Origin of the sequence: Prosthecodimorpha hirschii, assembly GCF_001305515.1 — a bacterium.
In the GTDB taxonomy this organism is placed as follows: domain Bacteria; phylum Pseudomonadota; class Alphaproteobacteria; order Rhizobiales; family Ancalomicrobiaceae; genus Prosthecodimorpha; species Prosthecodimorpha hirschii.
Genome location: NZ_LJYW01000001.1, coordinates 622844 through 649612 on the forward strand (window position 1 = coordinate 622844; position 26769 = coordinate 649612).

The following is a 26769-nucleotide window of genomic DNA, read 5'->3' on the forward strand; positions in this document are numbered from 1 at the left end:
CGAGGCCCGACCATGCTTCTGCCGGATCCCTTCTCCTCCAAGTCCCGCCCGGCCGTGCTCGGCATTCGGGCCGCCATCTCGGCCGCGCATCCGCTCGCGACCGCGGCCGCCCAGGCGATCATCGAGCAGGGCGGCAACGCGGCCGATGCGACCGTCGCCGCCCAGGCGGTGATCGGCGTCCTGATTCCCGAGGCCGGGGGCGTCGGCGGTGACGGCTTCTTCCTGGTCCGCACCGCGCCCGGGCAGGTGACGGCGATCAATGCCGCCGGCGCCGCGCCGTCATCCGGCGTGCCGGACGCGATCCGCGACGACGGAACCTCCGTCAACGTCCCGGGGCTCGTCGCCGGATGGGCGGAACTCGCCCGCCGCTTCGGCCGGCTGCCGCTCGCCCAAAGCCTGGCACCCGCCATCCGGATCGCGCGCGACGGCATGCGCGTCCGGCCGCGTCTCGTCCGCACCGTCGGCCAGCAGCGCGACCGGCTGGTCCGCGGCGGCGCCGAGGCGTCCGTCTTCCTCGACGCCAAGGCGCATGACCTCGTCTGCCAGCCCGCACTCGCCGCCACGCTCGCCGGCATCGCCCAGGACGGCGCCGACTGGTTCTACGGCGGCCCGGTCGGCGCCGCGGTGGCGCACGCGGTGGCGGCGCGCGGCGGCCTGATGACCCCCGCCGACATGGCCCGCCACGAGACGACCGTCACGGCGCCGATCTCGGTCGCCTGGGCCGGGCGGACCGTGCACGTCCAGCCGCCGATGTCGCAGGGCATCCTGCTCGCCATGGCGCTGAACGGCTTCGAGAAGCTCGGCGCCGTGCCGCCCGACCGCGTCGAGCATGCCGCGGTGGAATTGACCGAAGGCTCGTTCGCCTATCGCGACCGCTGCGCGGAAGGCGCGGCGCTGCTCGCCGTGGACCTGCCGGTCGACCTCGACCGGGCCTCCGGTCGCGGCGGGCCGCGCGGCTACCTGCATACGGCCGGCGTCGCGGTCGCGGATGCCGACGGGATGGTGATTTCGTCGCTGTTCTCGGTCTTCGACAATTTCGGGTCCGCCATCTACGTGCCCGAGGGCGGCTTCGTGCTCAACAATCGCGCCGGCAGTTTCACCGCGGCGCCGAACGAGGTCGCGCCCGGCAAGCTCCCGGTCCACACGCTGGCCCCGATGCTGATGGAGCATGACGGCGAAGCCGTCGCGATCTCGACGCCGGGCGCCGACGGACAGGTGCAGACCCTCTTGCAGATCCTCGCCGCGACGGTGCTGCAGGGGATCGACCTGCCGAGCGCGATCGACCGCCAGCGTTGGCGGTCGGAGAACGGCAAGCTGCTGGTCGAGGCCGGCCATCCGGCCTTCGACACCCTGAAGGCGCTCGGGCATGCGGTCGTGGAGATGCCCTATGGCGACATCCGCGGCGGCGGCGGCGTCTGCGCCGGCCTCAAGGGCACCATGCCGTATGCGGTCTCGGACTTCCGGCGCGAGAACTGGAGCGGCGCCGTCTGACGCGTCCGCGACACCGGCACGCCGGCCGCCGGCGTCACGCCGCGCCGACGAGACGGGCGATCCCGGCCGCGATCGGGATCGCCGGACGGTAGCCGAGACGGTCGCGGGCGCGGGTAAGATCGAGCGGGCCGATCGCGCCGTCGCCGTTCTCGCCCTTGTCGGCAACCACATCGAGCCGGAGCGCCGGCAGATGGGTCTGCACCATCGCGCCGATCGCGGCTTCCGACAGATATTCCCCGCCGGTGATGTTGACGGGCACGCATCCGCCCGCAGGCGTTCCGACCGCCGCGGCGACCGCCTCGACCACGTCCTCGACCGCCACGAACTGGCGCATGTTCGACCGCTCGTCCGTGACCACGACCGATCCGCCGGTGCGCCCTGCCGCGATCAGGTCCGAGACGAGGTAGGGCGAGGTCCGCCCCGGCCCGTAGATCGACGCGATCCGCAGCATCCAGGCGTCGATCCCGGCGCTGGCCGCATAGGAGGCGACGATCGCTTCGGCCGCGACCTTGCTGGCGCCATAGGGATCGGTCTTGCCGATCGCCCAGTCCTCGCCGACGGGCAGGCGATCCTCCCGGTCGCGATAGACCGCGTTGGAGGAGAAATGAACGAGCCGCGGCACGGCTGCCCGGCGCATGGCCTCCAGGACGGACAGCGTGCCGGTGACGTTGACGTCGAACATCAGCGCGGGTTCGCCGCGCGCCAGCATCGGGCCGGAAATGGCGCCGGCATGGACGACGAGGTCGGGCCGGGCTTCGGCCAATGCCGCGATCACCGCCGGCCGGTCGCGCAGGTCGAGCCCGGTCCAGCGTCCGGAAGGGTCGGCGGAAAGATCGGTGCCGATGATCTCGTGCCCGTCCTCCATGAGCCGCCGGGCGAGGTGCCGCCCGACGAAACCGGCCGCGCCGGTGAGCCATAGCCGCACGGTCGTCCCTCCCTCAGGCCGGATGCACCCGCATCCAATGTTCCGCGATGTCCTTGCCGGTCGCGACCCAGACCTTGTCGCGGCTGCGGATATGATCGAGGAACCGGACCAGCCCGGTGATCCGCCCCGGCCGTCCGATCAGGCGGTCGTGCAGGGCGAGCGACATCATCTTCGGCCGGTCGGCACCCTCGGCATAGAGCGTCTCGAAGCAGTCGATCATGTAGCGGGCGAAGTCGTCGCCGGTCGAGAAGCCGTGATTCTGGTCGAACCGGTTGTCGTTGGTCTCGAAGGAATAGGGCACGACCAGATGCCTGCGGTCCGCGACCGTGACCCAATAGGGCAACTCGTCGGCGAGCGAGTCGCGGTCGTAGAGGAGCCGGCCGGTCTCGACCAGGAGGCGCCGGGTGTTGGCGCCCGGCCGGCCGGTCATCCAGCCGACCGGGGCGACCCCGGCGACCTGCTCCAGCGTCTCGAAGGCGAGGCGGATATGCTCGCGCTCCTCGGCCTCGGGCATCACCTGGTAGTCGAGCCAGCGATAGTGGTGGCTGACGATCTCGTGGCCCTCCGCCGCATAGGCGCGTACCAGCCGCGGATTGCGCGCCGCCGCCCGGGCGACGGCGAGCAGGCAGACCTTCACGTCGAACCGCCGGAACAATTCCAGCAGCCGCCAGGCGCCGACGCGCGACCCATAGGCGAAGACGGATTCCACCAGCGGGCTGCGCAGGCCGTCCAGCGAGGGCTGGCCGATGTCGTTGAGCACGCCTTCGGAAACGCCGTCGCCGTCCATCAGCGAGCGCTCGCCGCCGGCCTCGTAGTTGAGATTGATGTTGACCGCGATGCGCGCGCCTCCCGGCCAGTGCGGGTCCGGCGGATCGTCGGCATAGCCGACATAGTCGCGGTCGTCGATCATGGGCGCTGGCTCCGGTCGGATGTCGCTCTCGCGTCAAAGCCTAAGCGCCATTGCATCGTAAGCAAGCCGCTTTCAGAGGCGGATTGGCCACCGCTTGGGCGCCCGGCGGTCGCCGACGCTGCCCGGGACGACCGGCCCTGTTGGTGGCGGCACGAATGATCGATATTCAGTCATGCAAGTTACTTGCATAACACTCAATTCGCGCTAGCCTCCTTGTTTCGGACGCGAAGCAGCAAAGGATCGAGACCCTCATGCCCATCCGCAACGGCGCCGCCTATCTCGCCGCCCTCAAGGACGGTCGCCGCATCCATCTCGACGGCCGCCGCGTCGCCGACGTGACCGCCGACCCGGCCTATCGCGGCACGGTGGCGTCCTTCGCCCGCCTCTACGACTTCCAGGCCGCGCCCGAGAACCGGGACCTGATGACCTTCGAGACGCCGACCGGGGCGCGGGTCAACCGGGCCTGGCACCTGCCCCAGTCGCCCGACGATCTCGTCCGCCGCCGACGCGCCATCGAGGCCTGGTCGGCGCTCAATTTCGGCTGGCTCGGCCGCTCGCCCGACCATCTGGCCACCGCGCTCTCCGGCCTGATGATGGGTCACGACGTGATGGCGCAGCATGACGCCCGGCGCGCCGCCGCGTTCCGCAACTACTTCGCCTACGCGCGCGACCGCGACCTCTTCGTCACCTATGTCATCCAGAACCCGCAGGCCGACAAGTCCAAGTCGGCATCGTCCCAGGCGCGCGATCTCGTGCTTCACGCCGTCGACGAGGATGCCGACGGCATCACCGTCAGCGGCGCCAAGATGCTCGGCACCAGTTCGGTCATGGCGGATGAGATCTTCGTCGGCAACATCCAGCCGCTGAAGGCCGGCGAAGGCGCCTATGCGCTCAGCTTCGCGATGCCGATGGCGACGCCCGGCATCGTGCTCCTGTCGCGCCGCTCCTACGAGGCCGGCGTCACCACGGCCTGGGACTATCCGCTGTCGAGCCGGTTCGACGAGAACGACGCCGTCGTGGTCTTCGACCAGGTCAAGGTGCCGTGGGAGCGCGTCTTCGTGCATGGCGATGTCGACGCCGCGCGGACGCAATGGCACGGCACGCCGACGCATGTCTATCAGAACTACCAGTCGCAGATCCGCCTCGCGGTGAAGCTCCGCTTCCTGGTCGGGCTCGCCCGCCGGATCGCCGAGGTCAACGGGTCGGCCGGCATGCCGCAGATCGAGGGCACGCTGGCGCGGCTCGCGGTCGAGGCGTCGATCGTCGAGGGCATGGTCGCCGGCATGGAAGCGGCGGGCCGCCGCTTCGGCCCCTACTGGGTGCCGTCCGCCCATCTCCTCTACGCGGCACAGACCTACACGCAGGAGCTCTACCCGCGCTTCGTCAACACCATCCGGGACCTCGCCGGCGGCGGGGTGATCATGCTGCCCTCGTCGCTGCGCGACCTGGAGGACCCCGAGATCCGCGCCCTGGTCGAGGCGACGCAGGTCTCCTCGGCGACCGATGCGGTCGGTCGCGTCGGCGTCATGAAGCTCGCCTGGGACGCGCTCGGTTCCGAATTCGCATCGCGGCACGTGCAGTACGAGATGTTCTATGCCGGGGCGCCCTACGTGAACCACGCCAACATGAACCGAACCTACGATTGGGCCGGCGCGACCGCCTTTGCCGACGCGGCCCTCGCCCTTTCGCCCCGCCCGGATTGGCCCGCGCGGGCCGCCGCCGAATAGGCGACGGTCAGAGGAAGACGTCGCCGCCATTCGGCGACAGCGTCTGGCCGACATAGAAGTCGCCGTCCGCGGATGCCAGCATCACGGCGGTCGGCGCGATCTCCTCCGGCCGGCCGAAGCGGCGCAGCGGCAGGCCGCCGATCTTCCAGGCCTTCCATTCCGGCGAGAGGGTGTCGTTGAGGCGGGTGTCGATCGGGCCCGGCGCGATGGCATTGACCAGGACGCCGTGCGGGGCCGCCTCCTGCGCGAAGGCGCGCGTGAAGCCGACTACGCCGGCTTTCGCGGCGCTGTAGTGGGCGAGGCCGGGCGCGCCCTTGTAGGCGAGCTGCGAGGTGACGTTGATGATCCGCCCCATGCCGCGCGGCTTCATGGACCGGTAGGCGAGCTGCGACAGCAGGAAGGTGGCCTCCAGATGGACCCGCAGCATCCAGCGCAGCGAAGCCATCGAGATGTCCTCGACCAGGGCCTCCTCGCTCACACCGGCATTGTTCATCAGGATGTCGACCCGTCCGAGCGCGGCCTCCGCCTTGGCGAAGAGGTCGCGGCAGGCGTCTTCCGATCCGATGTCGATCCGCCAGGCGAAACCGCGTCGCCCCGCCGCCGCGATGGCGGCGAGGACCGCCTCGGCACCCTCGTCGTCGTCGTCATGGCAGAAGGCGACGTCCGCGCCCTCGGCCGCGAAGGCGCGCGCCGTCGCGGCGCCGATGCCGCGGCTCGCGCCTGTGATGAGCGCCATGCGCCCTGCCAGACGGCCGCTCATGCCGCGGCCCTCCGGGCAGCCCGCTCCGCGGCGGTCGCGGTCGGATCGATCGTCCCGTCGGCTGCGCAGACGACGGCATAGACGGCCCGCGCCCGCGCCGGCGTCACCCAACCCTCGGCGACGTCCTCCGCCACCCGCTCGACCTCGCGCTCGAGCGGGTCGCCGCAGCCGCCGCCCGCCGCCGTGATCGAGATCAGGCTCTCGCCCGGCTGCAGCACCACCTGTCCGTAGGTCGGCAGGATCTCCTCGCTGCCGTCCGCCCTGACCCGCCATTGGCGGGAGGGCCCGCCCGGCAGGCCGCCGCCGACCCCCTCGGCCGGATGCACCGTGCCGTCGCTGACATAGCCGACCTCGACGGGTGCCGCGGTCGGACCGAAGCGCGTCAGCGTGCCCGGCGCGCCGCGGCGCCGTCCGTCGCCGCCGGTATCGGGCACGATGGCGCGATCGTGGATCACGATGGGGTGCTGGATCTCGGCGACCTCGATCGAGTGCATCTGCGGCATGCCGGCATTGCCCATCGACAGGAGCGTCACCCATCCGTCGGTATAGGGATTGCCGGGACCGCCGCTGCCGGCGAACAGGATGCCGTTGCAGTAGGGCGCGCCGGTATCCGGCTCGAAGCCCGACAGTACGCCGGCCACGGGCGGGAACGGGGGGCCGCCGTCGGCCATGCCGAAGCGCGGATCGATCGCGGCCACGGCGCGCTGGACCGCGCAGCTCAGCCGGTCCGACAGATTGGTCGTCGCCACCGAGACGCTGGTCGGGTGGCGCGGGATGCCGACGCAACAATTCTCGCGCAGCTTCACCTCGATGCGGCGCAGGCTGCCGGCATTGGGCGGCACGGTGTGGTCGATGCAGTTGAAGATGCCGACGATCGCGGCCGACAGCGCGCAGCCCTGCGACAAGTTCAGGCCGTTCGGCATGCAGTCCGGATTGTCGGTCAGGTCGATCGACACGCGCCCCGCCGCCGCGTCGATGGTCACGTCGGCCTGCACCCGGATGCCGTCGGGCGGCGTCCCCGGGATGGCGTCGTGGGTGCCGTGCGCGACCGCGCGCCCGGAGGCGAGGCGGCCGAGCGCGGAGACCATCCGGCGCTCCGAATAGTCGAACCAGGCCCGCGTATGGTCCTCCAGGGCATCCCAGCCGCGCTCGGCGCCGAGTTCCAGAAGCTCCTGCTCGCCGATGCGCGCGGCGCCCAGCGACGCGAGATAGTCGCCGCGCCACTGCTCCGGCACGCGGATGCGCATCTCGCACATCCGGATGATGTCGTCGATGTCGCGGTAGTCGCGCTGCACCAGCACCGCGGGGAAGATCACGGCGCCCTCCTCGTAGACGTCGCGCGCGGTGCCGACATAGGTGGTCGGGATCGAGTTGCCGCAATCGGCCTGGTGCGCCTTGACCAGCGTGGTGAACCGGTGCCGGCCCCGGTCGTCGAAGACCGGGATCATGATGGCGTGGTCGGCCGCATGGGTGTTGCCGTGATAGGGCGAATTGTGCAGCACGGCGTCGCCGGGGCGCAGATCCGGATGGAAGGCCTTCATGGTGGCGTGCATCAGGTCCGGCCCGCGCAGGACATGGATCGGATAGCACTCCGCGCCGGTGACCAGTTCGCCGTCGGCGGTGAGGATCCCGCAGGAGAAGTCGCGCGCCGTGTTGAGCACGCCGGAGCGCCCGGTCTTCAGGAGCGTGTGCGCCATCTTGCGGGCGATCGCCTCGAAGCGGTTCTTCAGGATGGCGAGCGCGACCGGGTCGCGATGGTGGCGGCGGACGAGCGGTGTGGTGGTCATGCTGCGGCCTCCCGGGGTCCGATTTCGCCGCTTGCCCGGCGGATGGTCGCCATCAGTCCATGCGCCGTCACGCCGATCTCGGCGCCGGGCGGGACCACGATGGTGGTGTAGGCGGATTCCACGATCAGCGGCCCGGGCACCGGGCTGCCGATATCGGCCGGCGTCAGCACCGGCACGGCGACCGCCCCGACACCGGCGAAGACCGCGCGGCGGCGGCGGGGTCCGGGGCGCGGCGGCTCGGCTTCGGCCCGCGGCAGTTCGCGCCCGGCGCGCTGCACCGTGCGGGCCCGGAGCCCCCAGGAGACCACCTCCACGGCCGAGCGCGGATCGCCGATGCCGAAGAGCCGGGCATGCGTCGCGTCGAAGGCGGCGCGGACGGCCGCCATCTCGCCGGGGCCCGGTATGCCGGCGCCGAGCGGGATCTCGATCTCCCAGATCTGCCGTTCGTAGCGACCCTCCAGGAAATATTCGAGCGCCGCGCCGGCACCGTCGCCCGCAGTCTCGGCGGCGAGCCGCGCCGACAGGTCCGCACCGATGCGCTCGAGATCCGCAGCCGAGAGGCTGTCGAGCCGGGCGAAACGCGTGACCCGGACCTCGCGCAGCATGTCGGACAGGAGGGCGCCGACCGCGCTCATGGCCGGAGCCATGGACGGAAACAGCACCGCCCGGCAGCCGAGGCGCCGGCCCAGTTCGACCGCGCCGAGCCCGGCCGCACCGCCGCCGGCGACCAGGACGGCACGCGCCGGATCGACGCCGCGCCGGATGGTGACCTCCTCGATCGCCTGGACCATCTGCTCGCCGGCGACCTCCAGGATTGCCGCGGCCGCCGCCTCGATGCCGATGTCCAATGCGGCCGCCAGCGGTTCGATCGCGGTCCGCGCAAGGGCGGGGTCGAGCGGCATGCGCCCGCCCAGGAACCCGGCGGGATCGAGATAGCCGAGGACCAGCGCGGCATCGGTGACCGTCGCGGCCGTGCCGCCCCGGCCGTAGCAGGCCGGCCCCGGCACGGCGCCGGCGCTGGCCGGGCCGACCTGCAGCAGGCCGCCTTCGTCGACCGCGGCGATCGAGCCGCCGCCGGCACCGACGCTCGACACGTCGACGGAGGGAAATCCGGTGATGTGGCCGCGATAGCGCCCGCCGATCCACAGTTCCTGGGTCGCCGGCAGCCGGCCGTCGGCGACCAGACTGACGTCGAAGGTGGTGCCGCCGGTGTCGATCACGACCGCGGTATTGCTGCCGGCATCGGCCGCGGCGAAGGCGCGCCCCGCGACCGGCGCCATGGCGGGACCGGAATTCAGCGCATGGATCGGTGCCCGCGCCATCGCGGCGATCGGGACGACGCCGCCCTGGGAGGTGACGGCCAGCGCGGTCCCGTCGAACCCTTCCTGCCGCAGGCGGGCTTCGAAGTCGGCGAGATGCGCCGTCATCACCGGCTTCAGCGCCGCGTCGAGGCAGGCCGAGGAGGCGCGCCGATATTCGCGCAGGCACGGATTGAGCTCGTGCGACAGCGTGACGGGAAGATCCGGGAAGCGCTCGGCCAGGAAGCGGCCGACCGCCTGTTCGTGCGCCGGATTGACGATCGACCACAGCAGGCAGACCGCGACCGCCTCGATGCGCTCGCGCTTGACCGCCTCCGCCAGCCGCTCCAACCCGGCGGGATCGAGCGGCGTCAGGATGCGGCCGGCGGCATCGATCCGCTCCGTGACCTGGAAGGTCAGACGCCGCGGCACCAGCGGGGCCGGGAACGGCACGGTGTAGTCGAAAGGCTCCGTCCGGCCGCCTTCGCGCAGGAGCAGGATGTCGGGATGGCCGGCCGTGGTCACGAAGGCGGTTCGCGCGGCGCTGCCCGTCACGATCGCGTTGATCGCCTTGGTGCTGGTGTAGATGAAGACCTCGGCCGCCGCCAGGATCGCCCGGCGGCTGGTGCCGTTCCGGGCCGCGGCCGCATCGAGCGCGGCGAGGACGCCCGCGACCGGATCGTCCGGCGTCGACGGCGCCTTGTGGATCGCGATCGATCCATCTTCGAACTCGATGGCCACGTCCGAGAACGTGCCGCCAATGTCAACGGCGATCCGACAGGCCATGCTCCCACCTCCCGACTTGCATGCCATGCAACAAGCATGCATCGTGCCATCGAGGAGGCGCGCGGAACCGCGGCGCACGGGGCCGTCGCCGCCCGGCCTGCGCCGGCCGGCCGTTCGCGGGACGATCGATCCTTCGGCAGATCGCCGCTTCCTTGGGCGCGCCGCCCCGGCTTCGCCCCCTGCATCGCAGGACGCATCGCCAAGACCGGCTGCCGGACCGGCCCCCTCAGAGCAGAGCGCCGAGCATGTCCTCGTTGCGGGTGATCTCCTCGGCGGTGCCGTGATGCAGCACGGTGCCGTTGCTCATCACATAGATGCGGTCGGAGACGTCGGCGGTCAGGGTGGCGTTCTGCTCGACCAGGAACACGGTGACGCCGGCCTCGCGCAGCCGGATCAGCGCCTTGCCGATCTCCTCGATGACGATCGGCGCGAGGCCGAGCGAGGGCTCGTCGAGGACGATCATCTCGGGCTCGGCCATCAGCCCCATGGAGACCGCGAGCATCTGCTGCTGGCCGCCCGACATGGTGCCGGCCGCCTGCCAGCGGCGCTCCGCCAGGATCGGGAACAGATCGTAGACCCGGCGCATCCGGGCCGCCTTGTCGGCGCCGTCGAACGCATAGGCGCCCATGAGGAGGTTCTCCTCCACCGACATGCGCGCGAAGATGCCCCGGCCCTCCGGCACGATCGACAGGCCGAGCGTGATGCGTTCGTGCGCCGGCACGCCGGCGAGGTCCCGGCCGCGGAAGGCGATGCGCCCGGCGGCGGGTTTGATGAGGCCGCCGAGCGCCTTGACGGTCGAGGTCTTGCCGGCCCCGTTGGGACCGATCAGGCCGACGATATCGCCCTTGCCGATGACGATGTCGAGGCTGCCGACCGCCAGGAAGGCGCCGTAGCGAATGGTCAAGCCGCTGATCTCAAGCATGCGCCCGTCCCAGATATTGATCGACGACGCGCTTGTCGGCGAGGATTTCGGCCGGCGTCCCCTGCATCAGCTTCTCGCCCGCCAGCATGACGACGACGCTGTCGGCGAGTTCGCGGATCACCTTCATGGCATGCTCGATGACGAACAGGCCGGTGCGCCGGCGCAGGTCGCCGAGCACCTGCAGCATCGCCCGGACCTCGGTCGCCGAGAGCCCACCGACCGGTTCGTCGAGCATGATCAATCGGGCGCGCTGGACGAGCCGCATCAGGATCTCCAGCCGCCGCTGCTCGAACAGCGTCAGCGATCCCGCCGGCACGGCGAGCCGGTGGCCGAGTTGCAGCCAGTCGAGCGTGGCGGCGATCTCGTCGGCATCCATCCGGTTCGGCGCGTCGACGGTCGCAGTGGCGATGTTGTCGGCGACGGTCAGTTCGCGGAACACCCGCACCGCCTGATAGGTGCGGGTGATGCCGGCCGCCGCCATGCGGTGGGGGCGGAAGCCCGTCACCTCGGCGCCGGCGACGCGGACGCGGCCCTCCTGCGGCGCCAGATGGCCGGTGACGACGTTGACGAAGGTCGTCTTGCCGGAGCCGTTCGGCCCGATCATGCCGAGCGTCTCGCCCTCGAACTGGGTGACGCTGACCTTGCGCAGGGCGACCACGCCGCCGAAGCGCATGACGATGCCTTCGGCCTCGAACAGGGGAACGCGGCCGGTCATGCGGCCTCCTTGCGTCTGAGTCCGGGGGATTGGGTGCCGGTTCCGGCCGCGGCGCGGCTGCCGAGGCCGCCCAGGATGCCGCCCGGCAGGAGCACGATGACGCCGATGATCAGAAGGCCGTAGATCACGTCCTTCACCTTGTAGTAGTCTTGCAGCAGGAACGGCAGCGGTGCGAGCAGGACGGTCCCGACCACCGCGCCCCAGATCGTGCCGCGGCCGCCGAAGGCGACCATCAGCCAGATGTTGAGGCTGAGCAGCACGTCGAAGCTGCGCGGCGAGACGAAACCGACATAGGGCGCGTAGAAGGCGCCCCCGACGGCGGCGAAGAGCGAGCCGACGAAGAAGGCGGCGAGCTTCTGGCGGACCACGTCGATGCCGAGCATTTCGGCCAGTTCGTCGTCCTCGCGCACCGCCACCAGGCGGCGGCCGAACGGCGCCTCGACGATCAGCACCAGCGCCACCATGGCGCCGACCGCTAGCGTCGCCAGGACGAGGTCGAAACCGACCCCCTGCAGCGGCCCGCCGAACCAGGCCGGCGGCGCGATCTGCGAGATGCCGGTGTCGCCGTTGGTCAGGTTGACGAAATAGACGAAGGCCAGCGTGATCACGGTCTGGATCACCAGCGAGCAGAGCGTGAAGTAGAAGCCCTTCAGCCGCAGCGCCGGCAGGCCGAGCCCGACGCCGACCAGGGCGGCGAACAGGGCTGCGACCGGCAGCGCCGTCCAGAAGGCGAAGCCCGCCGCCATCAGCCCGACCGCCGCATAGGCGCTGATGCCGGCGATGCCGGCGAACATCAGCGGCATCAGGCCGGCATAGCCGTAGAGCAGGCTCATGCCGGCGGTCCACACGACATGCAGGAGCGCGATCCCGCCGATGAAGGCGAAGTAGCGGTTGCCGGCGAGCAGCAGCGGCAGCGCATAGGCGGCGACGGCGAAGACCAGGAGGCCGCGGCCATGTTTGCGGAGGGCGTCGGTCATCGTGCGAAGAGCCCCGAGGGTTTCATGAGCAGGATCAGCAGCATCGCGCCGAGATACGAGAAGGTGGCGACGGTCGGGCTGGCGAAGGCGCTGACGATCGCCTGGGTGAAGCCGAACACCATGCCGACCGCGACCGCGCCGACCACCGAGCCCGGCCCGCCGATGATCATGATCGCGAAGGCGGTGATCGACATCGACCAGGAGACGGAGAGGTCGAACGAATAGGCGAAGGCGTAGAGCACGCCGCCCGCCGCCACGACCAGGTTGCCGAGCACGAAGGAGAGCCGGTAGATCGCCCGGACGTTGACGCCGCGCAGCGAGGCGGCATCGCGGTTCTGGAACACCGCCCGGATGGCACGGCCATATTTGTGATAGCGCAGCAGCGCGAACAGGGCCGCCAGCAGGGCCACGCCGGTCACCAGAGCCGCGAGGCGGCTGTTCGAGACCGGGAAGGGCCCGAGAAAGGTGATGCCGGCCATCAGGGGCGGGATCTGGAACTGGTCGCTCCAGACCCCGTAGGTAACCGAGAACAGGCCGGCCAGGATCTGCGTGATGCCGAGGCTGAGCACGAAATAGGAGACGTTGCGGTTCGGCACGTCGTAGAAGCGCCGGATCAGCATCTGTTCGAGCAGCAGCGAGGCCGGCACGCTCGCGCCGATCACCAGGAGCGCGGCGACGACCGGGTGCAGCCCCCAGGAGACCGCGGCCGACCAGAGGGCGAGCGCGGCCAGCAGGAAGAACTGGCCGTTGGCGGCGTTCGGCATCCAGATTGAGCCGTAGATGATCGTCACCCCCGCCGCCACGAGCGAGAAGATGACGCCGAGCATCAGGCCGGTGAAGAGCGTGGAGATCAGGACGAGTTCGGTCGGCATGGACACCCCCGGTCCGGTCCGGCGGCGGGGCTCGGAGCCCCGCGACCGGGCCCAAGGACCCGCCGCGTTGAAGACGGAACTTGCCGCATGGGTCGGGCCGCCGCGTCGCCGCGGCCGCCTCCCCTCACGCGCGGAACGACCACCCGGTCACTTGACCAGATCGTAGACCGGGATGATTTCCGGGTCCCAGTTGGTGGTGAAGACCGGCTTCGACTTGTACTCGACCTCGCCCACGTCCTGGATCTGCATGAAGTAGATGTATTCCTTGCGGGCGCCGTTCTTGTCGAACTCGATCGGGATGCCGGAGGTGACTTCCTTGCTCTTCAGCGCGGAGAGCGTATTGCGGAAGACCTCGCGATCGTCGCCGGCCTTCGGGTCGGCATCGATCACCTCGCGGATGATCTGCGAGGTGACGTAGCAGTAGTTCTCGACATAGGACGGCAGGCGCTTGTTCTGGGCCTTGAAGTCGTCGATGAACTTGCGCCCCTCGGCGGTCACGGTGTCGAGGTTGGCATCGAAGAAGGTGCCGTAGAGCGAGCCGACGCTGCGCTTGCCCCAACCCTTGACCTGGGTCGCCATGCCGTAGGGGTGGATGATCTTCTCCGGCTTGATGCCGACATCGAGCAGCTGGTTGGTGATCGTGTTGTCGAAGCCGCCGGCGCCGACCACGACGACATAGTCGGGATTGGCGGCGAGCACCTGGGCGGCCTGGACGGTGGCGTCGTTTGAGCCCTGCGGGAACACGATCTCCGGCTCGATCTTCAGGCCCTTCTTGGCGGCCTGGTATTTGAGGCCGGCCGAGATGGCACGCATCAGGGCGAAGTCGGAATGCATCAACGCGATCTTGGCGCCCGGCTTCTGCTTGGCGACGAATTCGGCGATGGCGTAGCCCCAGCCGGCGGCATTAGGCTCGATGCGGAAGGAATAGCGCGTGCCGGGCTTGGTCAACTGCGGGAAGGCGGCGACCGGGACCAGGAACGGCACCTTGTTCTGCTCGGCATAGCCGTAGATGGCGAGCGCGGTATCCGAACTGGTCGGGCCGCTGAGCGCGATCACCTTGCTCTGGATGTCGAGATTGCGCGCCGCCGCGACCGCTTGGGTCGGCTGGGTCTGGTTGTCGATCTGGATGAACTCGATCTTGCGCTTGCCGGGCGGGTTGAGCGTCGCCTCGGCGAATTTCAGACCCGCCACGCAGGCGGTCCCGAAGAACGACCAGGGTCCGGTCAGTTCGGTGACGAAGCCGACCTTGACGGACTCCTGGTCGGCGGCAGCCGCCGTCTGCGGCGTGACAAGCGCCAGCCCGAGGCCGGCGGCGACGATGGTTCTGTTCATGTGATTTCCTCCCGTTGAGCCGATTTTCGGACTTCTTGGTCTTGTTGGTTTTGTTGGGTCTGGTCGCCCGGCTAGCCGAGCGGCCGGCCGGTCGCCCCGTCCAGAAGGCCCGCCTGGACGAGCGCGCCGCGGATGCGCTCGATCTCGGGCGCGCGGATTTTCACCAACGGCGGCCGCACGACGGCGCGCGGCAGGCGGCCGAGCAGCACGAGGGCCTCCTTCATGCGGTTGTGCATGTCGACCCAGGGCTCGGCGTAGAAGACGCTGGCGAGCGGATGGATGCGGTCGTTGAGGGCGCGGGCGCGGGCGAGATCGTTCGCCCGGACGGCCTCGAAGAGCTGCGCCTGCAGATCCGGAATGACGCTGCCGCTGCCCGACAGGAGCCCGTTGCAGCCGAGCACGAGCGAGCTCAGCAGCCAGGCTGAATGGGTCGTCAGCACGTTGACCGGACGCGCTGCCGACTGCAGCAGGCGCACATGCATCTCGTGCTGCTGGACGTTGGCACACCAGTCCTTGATCGCCGCCACGCTCGGCACTTCGGCGACGAGACGCATCAGCGTGTCACGCGGATAGCCCTGGCCGGTGGCGAGCGGATACTGGAAGGCGATGATCGGCAGGTCGCTGGCATCGGCGATGCGCTTGAAATGCTCGACCACCATGTCGGCCGACTGGCCGAGCGTGAACGGCGCGGGCGGGAAGACCAGCAGGGCCGAGGCGCCCCCGGCGGTCGCCATGCGGGCGATCTCGGCGGCCTGCAGGCTGCCGTCGGCCCAGATGCCGTTGACGAGCGGCATGCGGTCGCCGATCGCGTCGAGCGCGACATCGAGCACCCGCCGCTGTTCGTCGAAGCTGCACGAGGCGACCTCGGTCGAATGGGCATTGATGGTGATCGCCGAGAGACCGGGCGTCGCCGCCACATCGGCGAGATGCGACCGGAAGCTCGCCTCGTCGATCGAGAGATCGTCGTGGAACGGCAGCAGAACCGCGGGGATCACCCCGTGCGGCCGGTAGTCGTGACGCCTTGCCATCCTGGCTCCCCCCTTCATCCTCTTGTTCTCACTTCAGATCTTCCGCCAGGCCGGGCGCAGGCTGCGACGCTCCAGCGGCCAGATGCGGCCGAGCTTTTCGGTCGTCTCGATCAGCACCGGCGCGAAGGCTTCGAGCGCCTCGCGCGTCATGCGGTTGGTCGGCGCGGCGAGGCTGACGGCGCCGACGCATTCCGGCGAACCGTCGAGCGACGGGATGACGATCGGGGCCGCAATGGCGCCGACGCCGAGTTCCTGCTCCTCGTAGGCGGTGGCGAAGCCGCGCGCATGCGAGAGCTCCAGATCGGCCTTGAGGTCCGTGCGGGTGATCTTGGTATTGGGCGTCAGCCGGGTCAGGCCCTGCCGTTCCAGGAGTCCCCAGGCGCGCTCGAACGGCATGGTCGAGAGCCAGGCCTTGCCGATGGCATGGGCGTTGAGGACGATCTCCAGCGAATAGTTCGGGTCGATCCGCACCGAACGGGTCTGGCCGGCGACCGCATAGATCCAGGTCAACCGCTCGGTGGTCTCGACGATGGCCAGCCGCACCAGCTCGCCCGAATGCTCGGCGAGCTGCTTCAGCGGCACGGCCGACTGGTCGAGCAGGCGGCTCTTCTGCAACTGGCGCAGGCCGAGATTGCTGATCCGGTAGGTCAATTGGTAGGTCTGGCTGACCTCGTCGCGCCAGACCAGTTCCAGATGCGACAGCGTATCGAGCAGCTTGACGGCGATCGCCTTGTTCACGCCGAGCTGGCGGGCGACTTCCGAGATGCCCAGACCGACGGTCGAATCCGCCATGATCTCGACGATACGGAAGGCGCGCTCGACCGAGACGATGATGTCCTCGGACACCTTCTCGCTCGCACCGGGTCGGAATGGGCTGGCGGTCGGCATGTCGATCCTCTCTTCGTCAGGCGGCAGGGTGGTGCATCCTGCCGCCTCCCCTTGCCTGCCGGCAACGGCGCGGTCTCCGGCGGCGGCCGTCGGCAGCGTCAACAGCAGCGGAAGCCGCCGAGACCCGCCGCCGCGACCGCATGGTTGACCGCCTCGGCGGTCCGGTCCGGGCTCGGCCAGACCAGGCAGCGGGCGCAGCCGCAGGGTCCGTCGTCGTCCCGGGCGAAGGGCTTGTCGTGCGGCAGCCCGGCCCGGCGCATCCGGGCCCGGAGCTCCGCGCTGGCGACCCGGTCGGCCCGGCCGGTCGCCGGATCGAGCACCGCGCCATAGAGTTCGCGCGCCGCCTCGGCGCCGACATAGCCCTGCGCCACGTCGCGCTCGACATCCTCGAGCTTGCGATCGAGCGGGTTGCCGTAGCCGCCGCCGCCGCCGGAGCGCAGGGTATAGACATCGCCCTTCTTCAGATGCTGGGCGAGCACCTTGCCGGTCGGATAGCGGACCGGTTCGCCGTCGCGCTCGAGCCCGACCTCGTTGCCGTGCCCCGAGAGACCGCCGAAGAGGCCCCAGGGCCGGCAGTCGACGCGGTCGATCTGGGCGTTGAACATGATGTCGCCGAGCGCCCGCACGACCTGCTCGGTGCCGAGCCCGCCGCGCTGCTTGCCGGCGCCGCCGGAATCCTGGCGAAGCGCATAGCGCTCGACGATCAGCGGATATTTCGCCTCGACCTGCTCGCTCGGCCCGTTATGGGTATCGCCATCGTTGATGGCGACGGTGGCGCTCATGCCGTCCTCGTTATACTTGGCGCCCCAGCCGCCGCCGATCAGCCCGCCGAGATAGACGTAGAAGCCATTGTCGCGCGGATGGCGCCCGTTGATCATCGCGATGACCAGGTCGGCGTGATGGCCGGCGATGACGCGGGTCGGCACGGCCGGCGCGAGCGCCTTGAAGATCGTGTCGACGATGGTCATCGGATAGGTCATCCACCAGCGCATCGGCGCCGGCCGCTCGGCACTGACCACCTTGCCGGACGGCAGGATCACCTCCAGCGAGCGGAAGGTGCCGTCGTTGATCGGCAGGTCGAGGCCCGAGGTGATGCATTTGAAGGCGACCTGGGCGGCCGAGCGGCCGGCCGTCTCGCCGGAATTGTAGAAGCCCTTGACCTGTTCGGAGACGTTGGTCAGGTCGACGGTCATCCGCTCGCCCGCGACCGTCACGCTGACGCGGATCGGGATGCGCTGGCCGAGCTCGACGCCGTCGTCGTCCATGAAGGACTCCGCCTCGTAGGTGCCGTCCGGGATGCGCGCGACGCTCGCCCGGGCGAGCGCGTCGGACTGGTCGAAGATCGACGCGATCGCGTCGGCGACGGTCGCCTTGCCGTATTTGCGGACGAGTTCGAGGAAGCGCTTCTCGCCGGTGCGGACCGCCGCCACCTGGGCCTTCAGGTCGCCCATGGCGCGCTCGGGCATGCGCACGTTCATGCGGATGATCGAGAGGATCTCCTCATTCGGCACGCCGCGCCGCCAGGCCTTCACGATCGGCATCTGCAGGCCTTCGGAATAGATGTCGCGCGTCATGCCGTCGAGCGTGCCGCCGATATCCTGCCAATGCGCCATGCAGGCCGCGAAGCCGATCAGTTCGCCGTCGGCGAAGATCGGCACCGAGAAGGTCATGTGGTTCAGATGGCTGCCGGTCGTGTAGGCGTCGTTGGTCAGGAGCACGTCGCCGGGCTCCAGGCCGTCCTTGCCGAAATGCCGGATCTTGGCCTTGATGGTCTCGCTCATGCCGCGGATGAACATCGGCAGGCCGATGCCGATCGAGATGGTGTTGCCGTCCGGATCGAACAGCCCGACGGTGAAGTCGAGCGCCTCGTAGATGATCATGTTGTAGGCGGTGCGCATCAGGTTGGTCTTCATCTCCTCCGTGGTGGCGATGAATCCGTTCCGGATGATCTCCGTGACGATCGGGTCGGCGGCGGTGGCCTGGGTCATGATTTGGTCTCGACTTCGATCTGCAGGTTGCCGAGGGCGTCGACGGTGACCCGGTCGCCGGGCGCGACGACGGTGGTCGAGGCATATTCCTGGATCAGGGCGGGGCCTTCGACGACATGGCCGGCGGTCAGGCGGTCGCGATGGTAGATCGGCGTCAGGATGCGCCCGCCGAGCACGCCGAATTCGACCGGACGCCGGTCGATCAGCGCCACCTCCGGCGAGGGATCGCCGGCCCGCTCGATCGGAGCGAGGTTCGGCTTGTCGATCTCGCCGACGACCGAGACCCGCAGGCTGACGATCTCGGCGCGTTCGTCAGGCGAGGCGTAGCCGTAGCGCTGCTGGTGGACTTCGTCGAAACGCCGCTTGATGCCGGCGATGTCGCGGGCGTCGAAAAGATCGCGCGCGATCGTCACCTCCACCGCATGTTCCTGGCCGACATAGCGCATGTCGGCGGACTGCACGAAATCGACCGCGACCGGCCCGCCCGCCGCCGCCCGGATCTCGGCCTCGCCGCGCTCGCGCATGCCGGCGAAGACGGTGTCGAAGGCGTCGAAGGGCGCCTGATCGAGCCGGGCGAACAGGGTCTGGACGAAGTCGCGGCGGAGATTGGAGACCAGCATGCCGTAGGCCGAGAAATGCCCCGGCGCGTTCGGGATGACGACCCGGCCGATCTGCAGCTCGCGCGCCACCAGGGTGGCGTGCAGCGGGCCGGCGCCGCCATAGGCGACCATGGCGAAATCGCGCACGTCGAGGCCGCGCGCGGTGGTGACGCGCTTGACCACGTTGGCCATCTGGCTGACGGCGATGCGGACGATGCCGTCGGCGGCCTGGATCGTGTCGATGCCGAGCGGGCCGGCGACATGCTCGGCGATCGCCGCCGCCGCGCCGTCGCGATCGAGCGGCATCTCGCCGCCGAGGAAGAGATCGGGCGCCAGCCGGCCGAGCACCACATTGGCGTCGGTGACGGTCGGCAGGGTGCCGCCATTGCCGTAGGAGACCGGGCCGGGCTGGGCGCCGGCGCTTTCCGGCCCGACCCGCAGCGCATGGCCGGCCACGACACGGGCGATGCTGCCGCCGCCGGTGCCGACCTCCTCGATGTCGATCATCGGGATCTGGATCGGCAGACCTTCGGCATAGCCGCCGATCAGGACGTTGCTGGAGGTCAGTTCGACCCCGTCGACGATCACGCCGGCCTTGGCCGTGGTGCCGCCCATGTCGAACGCGATGGCATTGTCGAGCCCCATCGCGGCGCATAGCCGGCGGGTGCCGATGACGCCGGCGGCGGGACCGGATTCGAGCATCCGGATGCATTCGCGGCTCGCCTGCGCGGCATCGTAAAGGCCGCCGGTCGACTGCACGATCAGGAAGGTGCCCGGAAAGCCGGCCTCGGCCAGAAAGGCATTGGATTCCGACAGATAGTGCTGGACGCGCGGCCCCACATAGGCGTTGGCGGCGACCGTCGAGGTGCGCTCGAACTCGCGATATTCCTTCGAGAGTTCGTGCGAGGCGGTGACGAAGACGCCCGGCAGGCGGCGGCGCAGGATCGCCTGCGCGCGCTCCTCGTGGGCCGGATTGCAGTAGGAATGCAGGAACAGCACCGCCACCGCCTCGACGCCCTCGGCGGCGAGGCGATCGGCCGCCGCCTCGATCTCGGCGTCGTCGAGTTCGCGCAGTACCGCGCCGTCCGCCGTCATCCGCTCGTCGATCTCGATGCGCAGGGCGCGCTCGACCAGCGGCTGGTGCTTGCGGAAGAAGAGATTGTAGGCCTCCGGCCGGTTGATCCGGCCGATCTCGTAGATATCGCGGAAGCCTTTGGTGGTGATCAGCGCCGTCCGTGCGCCCTTGCGCTCCAACAGAGCATTGATCGCCACCGTGGTGCCATGCAGGAAGAGATGGGCATCCGCGAAAGACCCCTCGGCCTTGGTGACGCCATGCGCCATGCCGTCGATCAGACGCGCCGGGGTCGACAGCGTCTTGCCCAGGCGGATGCGGCGGGTCTGTTCGTCGAAGATGGCCACGTCCGTGAAGGTGCCGCCGACATCGGCAGCGATCCGCAGCGTCGCGGCAGTGCTGGCGGCGCCCATCAGCGCACCTCGTCCCGCACGGGATTGCGCAGGATGCCGATGCCCTCGACCTCGATCTCGACCACGTCGCCATGCTTCATGAACAGCGGCGGCTTGCGGGCGAAGCCGACGCCGGCCGGCGTGCCGGTGGCGATCACGTCGCCGGGCTTCAGCGTCACCGCCTCGCTCAGCCGTGCGATCACTTCCGCCACCGGGAAGAGCAGGTCGTCGGTGTTGGCTTCCTGCACGACCTGGCCGTTCAGCCGGGTCTGCAGGCGCAGGCCCTTGATGCCGGGCGGCAGGTCGGCGGCGGGCACCAGCCAGGGGCCGAGCGGGCCGGTCTCGTCGAAATTCTTGCCCAGGGTCCATTGCGGGCCCTTGAACTGGTAGTCGCGGATCGAGCCGTCGTTGAAGATCGTGTAGGCGGCGACGTGATCGAGCGCGGTGTCCATCGGGATGTTGCGCCCGCCCGTGCCGATGACGGCGGCGATCTCGCCCTCGAAATCGAGATGGGTCGAGACCAGCGGACGGACGATCGCCGCGCCATGCGGGATCAGGCCGGTGTCCACGCGCAGGAAATAGACCGGATAGGTCGGTTTCTCGTAGGGGCTTTCCTTGGCGTGGTCGGCATAGTTGAGGCCGACGCAGAAGATCCGGCCGGGCACGGCGAGCGGCAGGCGGAAGGCCGCGGCGGCCTCGTCGATGGCCGGGCCGGTCGCGGCCGCGACGGCGCGCGCGCTCAGGGCCGGGTCGGCCAGGATCGCCAGCGGATCGTCCGGCAGGCCGATATCGACGACGAGCCGGAGACCGGCGCCGGCGTCGATCGCCAGCCGGTCGGATCCTTCAAACTGAATTCGGGCAATGCGCATGCCTCTGGCCTCCCCTGCCTCCCGCGCTTCGATGGTTCGCCGCAGGAAGCTAACGTCGTTATGGTAACGGTGTAACCCAATGCTGATCAGAGAGCCGGGAGCTGTCAAGTAACGGGTCAGGCCATTCGGCGGGTCTCGGAAGGCGGGCGGGACCGGCGGTCCGGACCGCCGGTTTCGGAACCTTGACGGCCGCACCCGACGGGAGCACGGTCCGGCTCGTCACGGCCGTGGTTCGTCGCCGCTGTCGCTGCCGCAGAGGGCGGCGGTCCGGCCGCGGCACGATCCATCATGCGCCTTCCTCAGGTTGTGTTCGGCCGTCCTTGGCGACCGGATCGGCGCGGGACCTTCCCTTGCGCATGGGGGAGGTTTGCGTCATCAAACAACCATGACGCTGGGAATCTCCGCCGAATGACCGTCGCCACGCCACGACTCAGGGTGCTGGCCTTTTCGCCGCTCTTCCTGCCCTTTCTCGGGGGGATCGAGATCCTGCTTCGGACGCTCCTGCCGGCCCTCCGGCAACGTGGAATCGAGACTGCCGTGGTGACCGAAAGCGCCGAGGGACTGGCCTCACGCGAGGAAATGGACGGGACGCGCGTCTACCGGCTGCCGCTGTCCGGCGCCGTCCGGTCACGCAATGCGCTCGAACCGCTCCGGGTGATGCAGCAATTGCGCGCCATCGTCGCCGAGGAGAGGCCGGACGCCCTGCATCTGCATTCGGTGGCGCAGGCGGCGGCCTATTATGTCGAGCGGCTTCTCTCCCAGGGCGGAGCCCTGCCCTATCTCGTCTCGCTGCACGGAGCTCTCGAGACGGAGGATCAGCTGCAGGTCGTTCGCGGCCTGCTCGCCGGCGCCCGCGCGGTCAGCGGCGTCTCGCAGGCCTGCCTCGACTCCGCCGCTCCCTTCCTGCCTGCCGGGTCTGCCCGGCAATTGATCTACAACGGCATTCCGGACACCGATCTCCGATGCGCACCCTGGCGGCAGGGCGAGACGGCACGCCTGCTCTGCGTCGGCCGCCTGCAGTTGGAGAAGGGCTACGATCTCGCCATCGCGGCGCTGGCGATCGCGGTCGCGCGCGGCTTCGACGGCCGGCTGGCGATCATCGGCCGCGGCGAGCAGGAGCTCAATTTCCGCGCCCTGGCCGCACGGCTCGGCATCGCCGACCGGGTGGATTTTCTGGGCGAGTTGGCCCCCTCTCTGGTCGCAGCCGAGATGGCGCGCGCCCATGCGCTGCTCGCCCCCTCCCGCATGCGCGAAGGGTTCGGCCTGGTCGTCGCGGAGGCCGGCCGCATGGGCGTCCCGGCGATCGTGGCCAAGACCGGTGGCCTGTCCGAGGTTGTGATCGACGGCCGGAGCGGCCTTGTCGTCCCGCGCGAGGATGCCGACGCGCTGGCCGATGCCCTGCTGCGGCTCTTTCGGAGCGAAGGCCATTGGCGGGACCTCGGCGCCCAGGCGCGCGAACGGGTCGTCACCACGTTCGGCCACGACGCATGCGTCGAGGGTTATGTCCGGTTCTATGCGGATCATCTGGGGGAGAAGCGGCGTGCGCTATGATATCGACGCCCAGCGCGTCACGCATGAAAGGCTGAACGAAGAAGTCCTGATCATCAATGTCGTGTCGGGCGCCTATTATTCCGGTTCGGGCAGCTTCGCCGATCTGTGGAGCCTCCTCGCCCAGGGCGCCAGCACCGAGGACGCCGCCGCGCATCTTTCCGAGACCTTCGGTGAGAGTGCCGAAACGATTCTGCCCGGCATTCGCGACAGCATCGGCCACCTGCTCGCCAAGGGCCTGATCCGGGAGGCGCCGGACCGCGAGGCGCCCGACGGCTGGAGCCTGCCCGATCTTCCCCGCGCCGAATGGCAGGCCCCGAGCTTCGCGGAATATACCGACATGTGGGATCTCATCCAGCTCGACCCGATCCATGAGGTCGGCGAGGCCGGCTGGCCCTTTGCACCGCCCGAGCACCGGACTTGACCGCGCCGGCGGCATTCCTGGCCGCGATCGGGGCGCAAGCCGATGCCCTGGCGGCCGGTCCCTGCTTTCGGCACGATTTCGGCATCGGCTCCGCCGGCATCCGCGTGACCATTGCGGCCCGCGACGCCGGACAGGTGATCGAAGCCCTGCCGGAGACCGCGACCGATGCGCCGGATTGGCAACTCACCGCCTGGGACGGCAACGAACCCGGACGCCTGCCGCCGCCGCGTCCCTGGGGCGACACGGCCCATGAGCCGCTCGGCATCGTGACGGCATTCAGCGACGAGACGCAGCGCTGCGCCTACGACCTGCACACCCAATCGCTGATCGTCGCCGATCTGGCCGGCCGGCGCGCCTGCACCTGGTATCCTCAGATCGCGACCCTGCCGGCCTGGGCCAAGGCCTCTCCCTTCCGCATTCCGCTCTCCTGGGCCCTGGCCGACCGCGGCCTGCAGATGGTGCACGGCGCGGCGGTATCTTGGGGCGGCGGCGCGGCGCTCCTCTGCGGCGACGGCGGATCGGGCAAGTCGACCACGGCGCTGGCCGCCGCGCTGGCCGGGTTCGGCTATGTCGGCGACGACTATTGCGCCGTCGATTCCGCGGCGCTGCGGGTGCATATGGTCTATCGGACCGCCAAGGTGCTGCCGTCGACCCTGCGCCTGCTGCCCGCGCTCGGACGCTGGATCGTCAATCCGGACCGCATGGCCGAGGAGAAGGGCGTCATCTTCCTCAAGCCGGGCCAACTGGACCTGGTCGCGTCCGCACCGCTCCGCTGCCTGATCCTGCCGTCCGTCGCCGACGATGGCGTGGCCGGTCTGGTCCGCGCCACCCCGGCCGAGGCGATCCATGCGCTGCTGCCGAGCACGGTCGGTGGCCTGATGGGCGGGACGGCCGGCACGCCGAGCCACATCCTCCGCCTGGCGCGGCGCTTGCCGGTCTATCGTCTGCGCCTGGCGCCGGATCTCGCGCGGGTGGTCGCCCTGTTGCGAGATGCGATCGGAGAGGGACCATGACGGATAGGCCGACGATCTCGGTGGTCATGTGCGTCGAGAACGGCGCGCGCTACCTGCAGGAGGCGCTCGACAGCATCGCGCTGAATGCGATGCCGGACATGGAAGTGCTGATCCTCGACGGCGATTCCACCGACGACACGGTCGCGATCGCCCGCCGCCACGCCTTGGCCCCGCGCATCCTGCGCCAGCGCGCGAAAGGCCACCCGCAGGCTCTCAACCAATCGCTCACCGAGGCGCGCGGCACGTGGGTCGCCCATATCGACTGCGACGACGTCTGGCCGGCGGGCCGCATGCGCGCTCTTTGGGCGGCGGCCGAAGCCGGTGCCGGCGAATGGATCTTCGGCCAGGCCGTCAATTGCGACGCCGTGCTGCGCCCGCTGGGCGTGCCGCAGCCGGCGCGGCTGATCACCGCCAGCCTGCTGCACCATTCGATCGCCGACAGGATCGGCCCGTTCCGGACCGACATCACGCATGGCAGCAATATCGACTGGGCCGCTCGGGCTAGCCATGCCGGCATCCGCTTTGCGCCGATCGATGCGCTGGTGCTGCAACGGCGCATCCATGACAGCAATCTGGGCGTGACCGGCAGACCCAAGGCCATGCGCGATCTGTTCCAGATATTGCGCGATCACAAGGCACGGAGCGGGTCATGACCGCCCTCACCGCTCGGGAACGGCTTCTGCTGACGGCGACCCTCGCCGTCGAAGACGCCAAGGCCTTGGCCGCATGGCAGGAATGGTCGTCGGCCATCGCCATGGAAGCGGCCCCGCACGCCGAACTGCGCATCCTGCCGGCCGTGCATGCGCGGCTCGCCCGCATCCGCCCTTTGCCGCCGCTGCCGCAGAAGCTGATCGGCACAGCCCGGGCCACCTTCACCCAGAACAGCATTCTGGCGGCGGCTGCCTATGACCTGTTGCGGGCGCTCGACACGGCCGGCGTGCCGGTGCTGGTCTCCAAGGGCTTCACCCACTGCCTGCAGTTCCAGTCCTTCGCCCGGCGCACCATGGGCGACATCGACATCACGGTGTGGGAGTCCGCTCTCGACCGGGCCCTGGAGGTCCTGAAGGCCGAGGGCTGGGAGCCCTGCTACGGGATGACCTGGGCGGCGTTGCGCTCGCGGGTGCGCATCCGGCGCGAGAGCTGGAACTTCACCAAGGGCGCCGGCAACATCGACCTGCACTGGCGCGTCTCCAACGATCCGCGCGAGGCCTGGCTGGAAGACGCCGTCTGGCGGGAGGCGCGCACGGTCGCGTTCCGCGGCCTGCCGGTCCTCGTTCCCTCGCCCGAAGCCTCGCTGCTCGCCGCCCTGCGCCATGCCGCGCACGGCCTGTCCTCCGATGTGATGCAGATGATCGTCGATGCGCCGGACTGGCTCGCGCGCGCCGACCGCACCCGGTTCCTGGACATCGCCCAGCGCGCTCAGGTCGGCAAGACCTACGAGATCATGCGCAGCACGCTCCAGGAGGTGGGCGCGGACACCGCCCTGCCGCCCCTGCCCGGCTCGGCGTCGACCCCGCATTGGCCGCTCGAGCGCGAGGACGGTCTGGTCCGCCACCCGCGCATCTATCGGCTGTGGGCGGCCCTGGGGCACTCCGCCGCGATCGAGAGACCGCTGCTGCGCTGGCTCGGCCCCCTGTCGCGCCCGTTGCAGCCGCTCGCGGCCACGCAGGACAAGATCGATCTGCGCGACTGCGCCACCGTCGATGCGGTCGGCGGACCGGGCTGGGGCTGGCCGGAACCGGAGCATACCTGCTGCTGGGCCGACCGGGCCGATGCCCGCCTGCTGCTGCCGCTGCCCGCCCGTGCCGATCAATGGCTGGTGCTGGTTCTCGGCCCGAACCACGCCAGCGGCCCCAATCCGGGCTTCCGCGTCTTCGCCAACGGCCACGAGATCGCCCGCGGCGGCGATGACGGCCGCACGGCAGTCCTGCTGCCGATCCGCGCCTACATGCTGCACGGCGCCTGGGTGGAACTCGCCATCCGTCCCGTCCGCTATGCCGACGAGCGCCGCGACAGCCTGCACCACCGCCGCACCATCGCGGCCAGCCGGATCGAGATCCTGGACTCGGACCGTCTCGTCGAACGGCTGAGCGAGATGCCTCCCGGCGGCCTCGCCCGCGACATCCTGAACGGCGACGAGCGCAAGGCGGCCAAGCTCGGCCGAATCCGGCAGAAGATGGCCGCGTCCCCGGACCGCCAGAACGATGCGCTTCCGACCGGCTTCGACGGGCTCGCCTATGTCCTCGCCTATGCCGACCTGTTCGAGCACGAGGTCGATCCCTACCACCACTACCTCAACCACGGCCGCGAAGAGGGCCGTCGCTGGTAGGGCACTGAACCGGCCGCGTCCCGGCGCCCGGCACCCACGTCCCGTCCGTCCGCCGGCGCCCTTCCTGGAGCCTGTCCCGGTCAGATCGAAACGATCTGACCGAAAAGGACCGGCTCA

22 protein-coding genes are annotated in these 26769 nt (G+C 69.9%); 7 read left to right on the plus strand and 15 right to left on the minus strand.

Features of this window, described 5'->3' with window-relative positions; all coding sequences use genetic code 11:
• Nucleotides 1-12: 12 nt before the first annotated feature.
• Nucleotides 13-1491, plus strand: coding sequence for a gamma-glutamyltransferase (locus ABB55_RS02605; protein WP_054357409.1), 1479 nt, complete (start codon nucleotides 13-15; stop codon nucleotides 1489-1491).
• 34 nt (nucleotides 1492-1525) lie between these two features.
• Here the strand turns inward: ABB55_RS02605 and ABB55_RS02610 are convergent, their stop codons facing one another.
• A complete protein-coding gene (locus ABB55_RS02610) occupies nucleotides 1526-2416 on the minus strand; it encodes an NAD-dependent epimerase/dehydratase family protein (protein ID WP_054357410.1) in 891 nt (296 codons plus the stop codon).
• Nucleotides 2417-2429: 13 nt separating this feature from the next.
• A complete protein-coding gene (locus ABB55_RS02615; protein WP_054357411.1) occupies nucleotides 2430-3326 on the minus strand; it encodes a polysaccharide deacetylase family protein in 897 nt (298 codons plus the stop codon).
• A gap of 251 nt (nucleotides 3327-3577) precedes the next feature.
• On the opposite strand from ABB55_RS02615, the gene ABB55_RS02620 reads away from it, so the two are divergent.
• Nucleotides 3578-5053: a 4-hydroxyphenylacetate 3-hydroxylase family protein gene (locus ABB55_RS02620; protein WP_054357412.1), complete on the plus strand. Its 1476-nt coding sequence runs from the start codon at nucleotides 3578-3580 to the stop codon at nucleotides 5051-5053.
• Between the two features lie 7 nt (nucleotides 5054-5060).
• Here ABB55_RS02620 and ABB55_RS02625 read toward each other — a convergent pair whose 3' ends face one another.
• From ABB55_RS02625 to ABB55_RS02685, 13 genes are all read right to left on the minus strand, one after another.
• Nucleotides 5061-5813 (minus strand): SDR family NAD(P)-dependent oxidoreductase, encoded by a 753-nt coding sequence (locus ABB55_RS02625; protein WP_054357413.1) that lies wholly within the window; start codon nucleotides 5811-5813, stop codon nucleotides 5061-5063.
• Nucleotides 5810-7600: a hydantoinase B/oxoprolinase family protein gene (locus ABB55_RS02630; RefSeq protein WP_054357414.1), complete on the minus strand. Its 1791-nt coding sequence runs from the start codon at nucleotides 7598-7600 to the stop codon at nucleotides 5810-5812. Before ABB55_RS02630 ends, ABB55_RS02625 begins: the two co-directional genes overlap by 4 nt.
• Entirely contained in the window at nucleotides 7597-9684 is a 2088-nt protein-coding gene (locus ABB55_RS02635; protein ID WP_054357415.1) for a hydantoinase/oxoprolinase family protein, read from the minus strand. The genes ABB55_RS02630 and ABB55_RS02635 overlap by 4 nt, the downstream gene beginning before the upstream one ends.
• 226 nt (nucleotides 9685-9910) lie before the next feature.
• Nucleotides 9911-10606, minus strand: coding sequence for an ABC transporter ATP-binding protein (locus ABB55_RS02640; RefSeq protein WP_054357416.1), 696 nt, complete (start codon nucleotides 10604-10606; stop codon nucleotides 9911-9913).
• On the minus strand, nucleotides 10599-11321 hold the full coding sequence (locus tag ABB55_RS02645) for an ABC transporter ATP-binding protein (RefSeq protein WP_054357417.1): 723 nt from the start codon (nucleotides 11319-11321) through the stop codon (nucleotides 10599-10601). The genes ABB55_RS02640 and ABB55_RS02645 overlap by 8 nt, the downstream gene beginning before the upstream one ends.
• Complete coding sequence (locus tag ABB55_RS02650) at nucleotides 11318-12298, minus strand: branched-chain amino acid ABC transporter permease (RefSeq protein WP_054357418.1); 981 nt, start codon at nucleotides 12296-12298, stop codon at nucleotides 11318-11320. The genes ABB55_RS02645 and ABB55_RS02650 overlap by 4 nt, the downstream gene beginning before the upstream one ends.
• The gene (locus ABB55_RS02655) at nucleotides 12295-13170 is read right to left on the minus strand and encodes a branched-chain amino acid ABC transporter permease (RefSeq protein ID WP_054357419.1); all 876 of its coding nucleotides are present in this window, start codon (nucleotides 13168-13170) and stop codon (nucleotides 12295-12297) included. Before ABB55_RS02655 ends, ABB55_RS02650 begins: the two co-directional genes overlap by 4 nt.
• Before the next feature lie 147 nt (nucleotides 13171-13317).
• Nucleotides 13318-14502: an ABC transporter substrate-binding protein gene (locus ABB55_RS02660; protein WP_054357420.1), complete on the minus strand. Its 1185-nt coding sequence runs from the start codon at nucleotides 14500-14502 to the stop codon at nucleotides 13318-13320.
• A 71-nt stretch (nucleotides 14503-14573) separates the two neighbouring features.
• Nucleotides 14574-15530, minus strand: a complete 957-nt coding sequence (locus tag ABB55_RS02665; RefSeq protein ID WP_054357421.1) for a dihydrodipicolinate synthase family protein — start codon at nucleotides 15528-15530, stop codon at nucleotides 14574-14576.
• A 33-nt stretch (nucleotides 15531-15563) separates the two neighbouring features.
• Nucleotides 15564-16418 carry an IclR family transcriptional regulator gene (locus ABB55_RS02670; protein ID WP_054357422.1) on the minus strand — a complete coding sequence of 285 codons (855 nt, stop codon included), beginning with the start codon at nucleotides 16416-16418 and terminating at the stop codon, nucleotides 15564-15566.
• A 98-nt stretch (nucleotides 16419-16516) separates the two neighbouring features.
• Nucleotides 16517-18406, minus strand: a complete 1890-nt coding sequence (locus ABB55_RS02675; RefSeq protein ID WP_083463293.1) for a hydantoinase B/oxoprolinase family protein — start codon at nucleotides 18404-18406, stop codon at nucleotides 16517-16519.
• Entirely contained in the window at nucleotides 18403-20490 is a 2088-nt protein-coding gene (locus tag ABB55_RS02680; protein WP_054357423.1) for a hydantoinase/oxoprolinase family protein, read from the minus strand. Before ABB55_RS02680 ends, ABB55_RS02675 begins: the two co-directional genes overlap by 4 nt.
• Nucleotides 20490-21338, minus strand: coding sequence for a fumarylacetoacetate hydrolase family protein (locus ABB55_RS02685; RefSeq protein WP_054357424.1), 849 nt, complete (start codon nucleotides 21336-21338; stop codon nucleotides 20490-20492). The genes ABB55_RS02680 and ABB55_RS02685 overlap by 1 nt, the downstream gene beginning before the upstream one ends.
• Nucleotides 21339-21746: 408 nt before the next feature.
• Between ABB55_RS02685 and ABB55_RS02690 the strand changes: the two genes are divergently transcribed.
• The 5 genes from ABB55_RS02690 to ABB55_RS02710 are packed head-to-tail and all read left to right on the plus strand — an operon-like array spanning nucleotide 21747 to nucleotide 26652.
• Nucleotides 21747-22889, plus strand: a complete 1143-nt coding sequence (locus ABB55_RS02690; protein WP_054357425.1) for a glycosyltransferase family 4 protein — start codon at nucleotides 21747-21749, stop codon at nucleotides 22887-22889.
• Nucleotides 22879-23310, plus strand: coding sequence for a PqqD family protein (locus tag ABB55_RS02695; protein WP_054357426.1), 432 nt, complete (start codon nucleotides 22879-22881; stop codon nucleotides 23308-23310). Before ABB55_RS02690 ends, ABB55_RS02695 begins: the two co-directional genes overlap by 11 nt.
• The gene (locus ABB55_RS02700) at nucleotides 23307-24323 is read left to right on the plus strand and encodes a phosphoenolpyruvate carboxykinase (ATP) (RefSeq protein ID WP_054357427.1); all 1017 of its coding nucleotides are present in this window, start codon (nucleotides 23307-23309) and stop codon (nucleotides 24321-24323) included. Before ABB55_RS02695 ends, ABB55_RS02700 begins: the two co-directional genes overlap by 4 nt.
• Before the next feature lie 26 nt (nucleotides 24324-24349).
• Complete coding sequence (locus ABB55_RS02705) at nucleotides 24350-24976, plus strand: glycosyltransferase family 2 protein (RefSeq protein ID WP_160321144.1); 627 nt, start codon at nucleotides 24350-24352, stop codon at nucleotides 24974-24976.
• A complete protein-coding gene (locus ABB55_RS02710) occupies nucleotides 24973-26652 on the plus strand; it encodes a nucleotidyltransferase family protein (RefSeq protein ID WP_054357429.1) in 1680 nt (559 codons plus the stop codon). Before ABB55_RS02705 ends, ABB55_RS02710 begins: the two co-directional genes overlap by 4 nt.
• The last annotated feature ends 117 nt before the right edge of the window (nucleotides 26653-26769 follow it).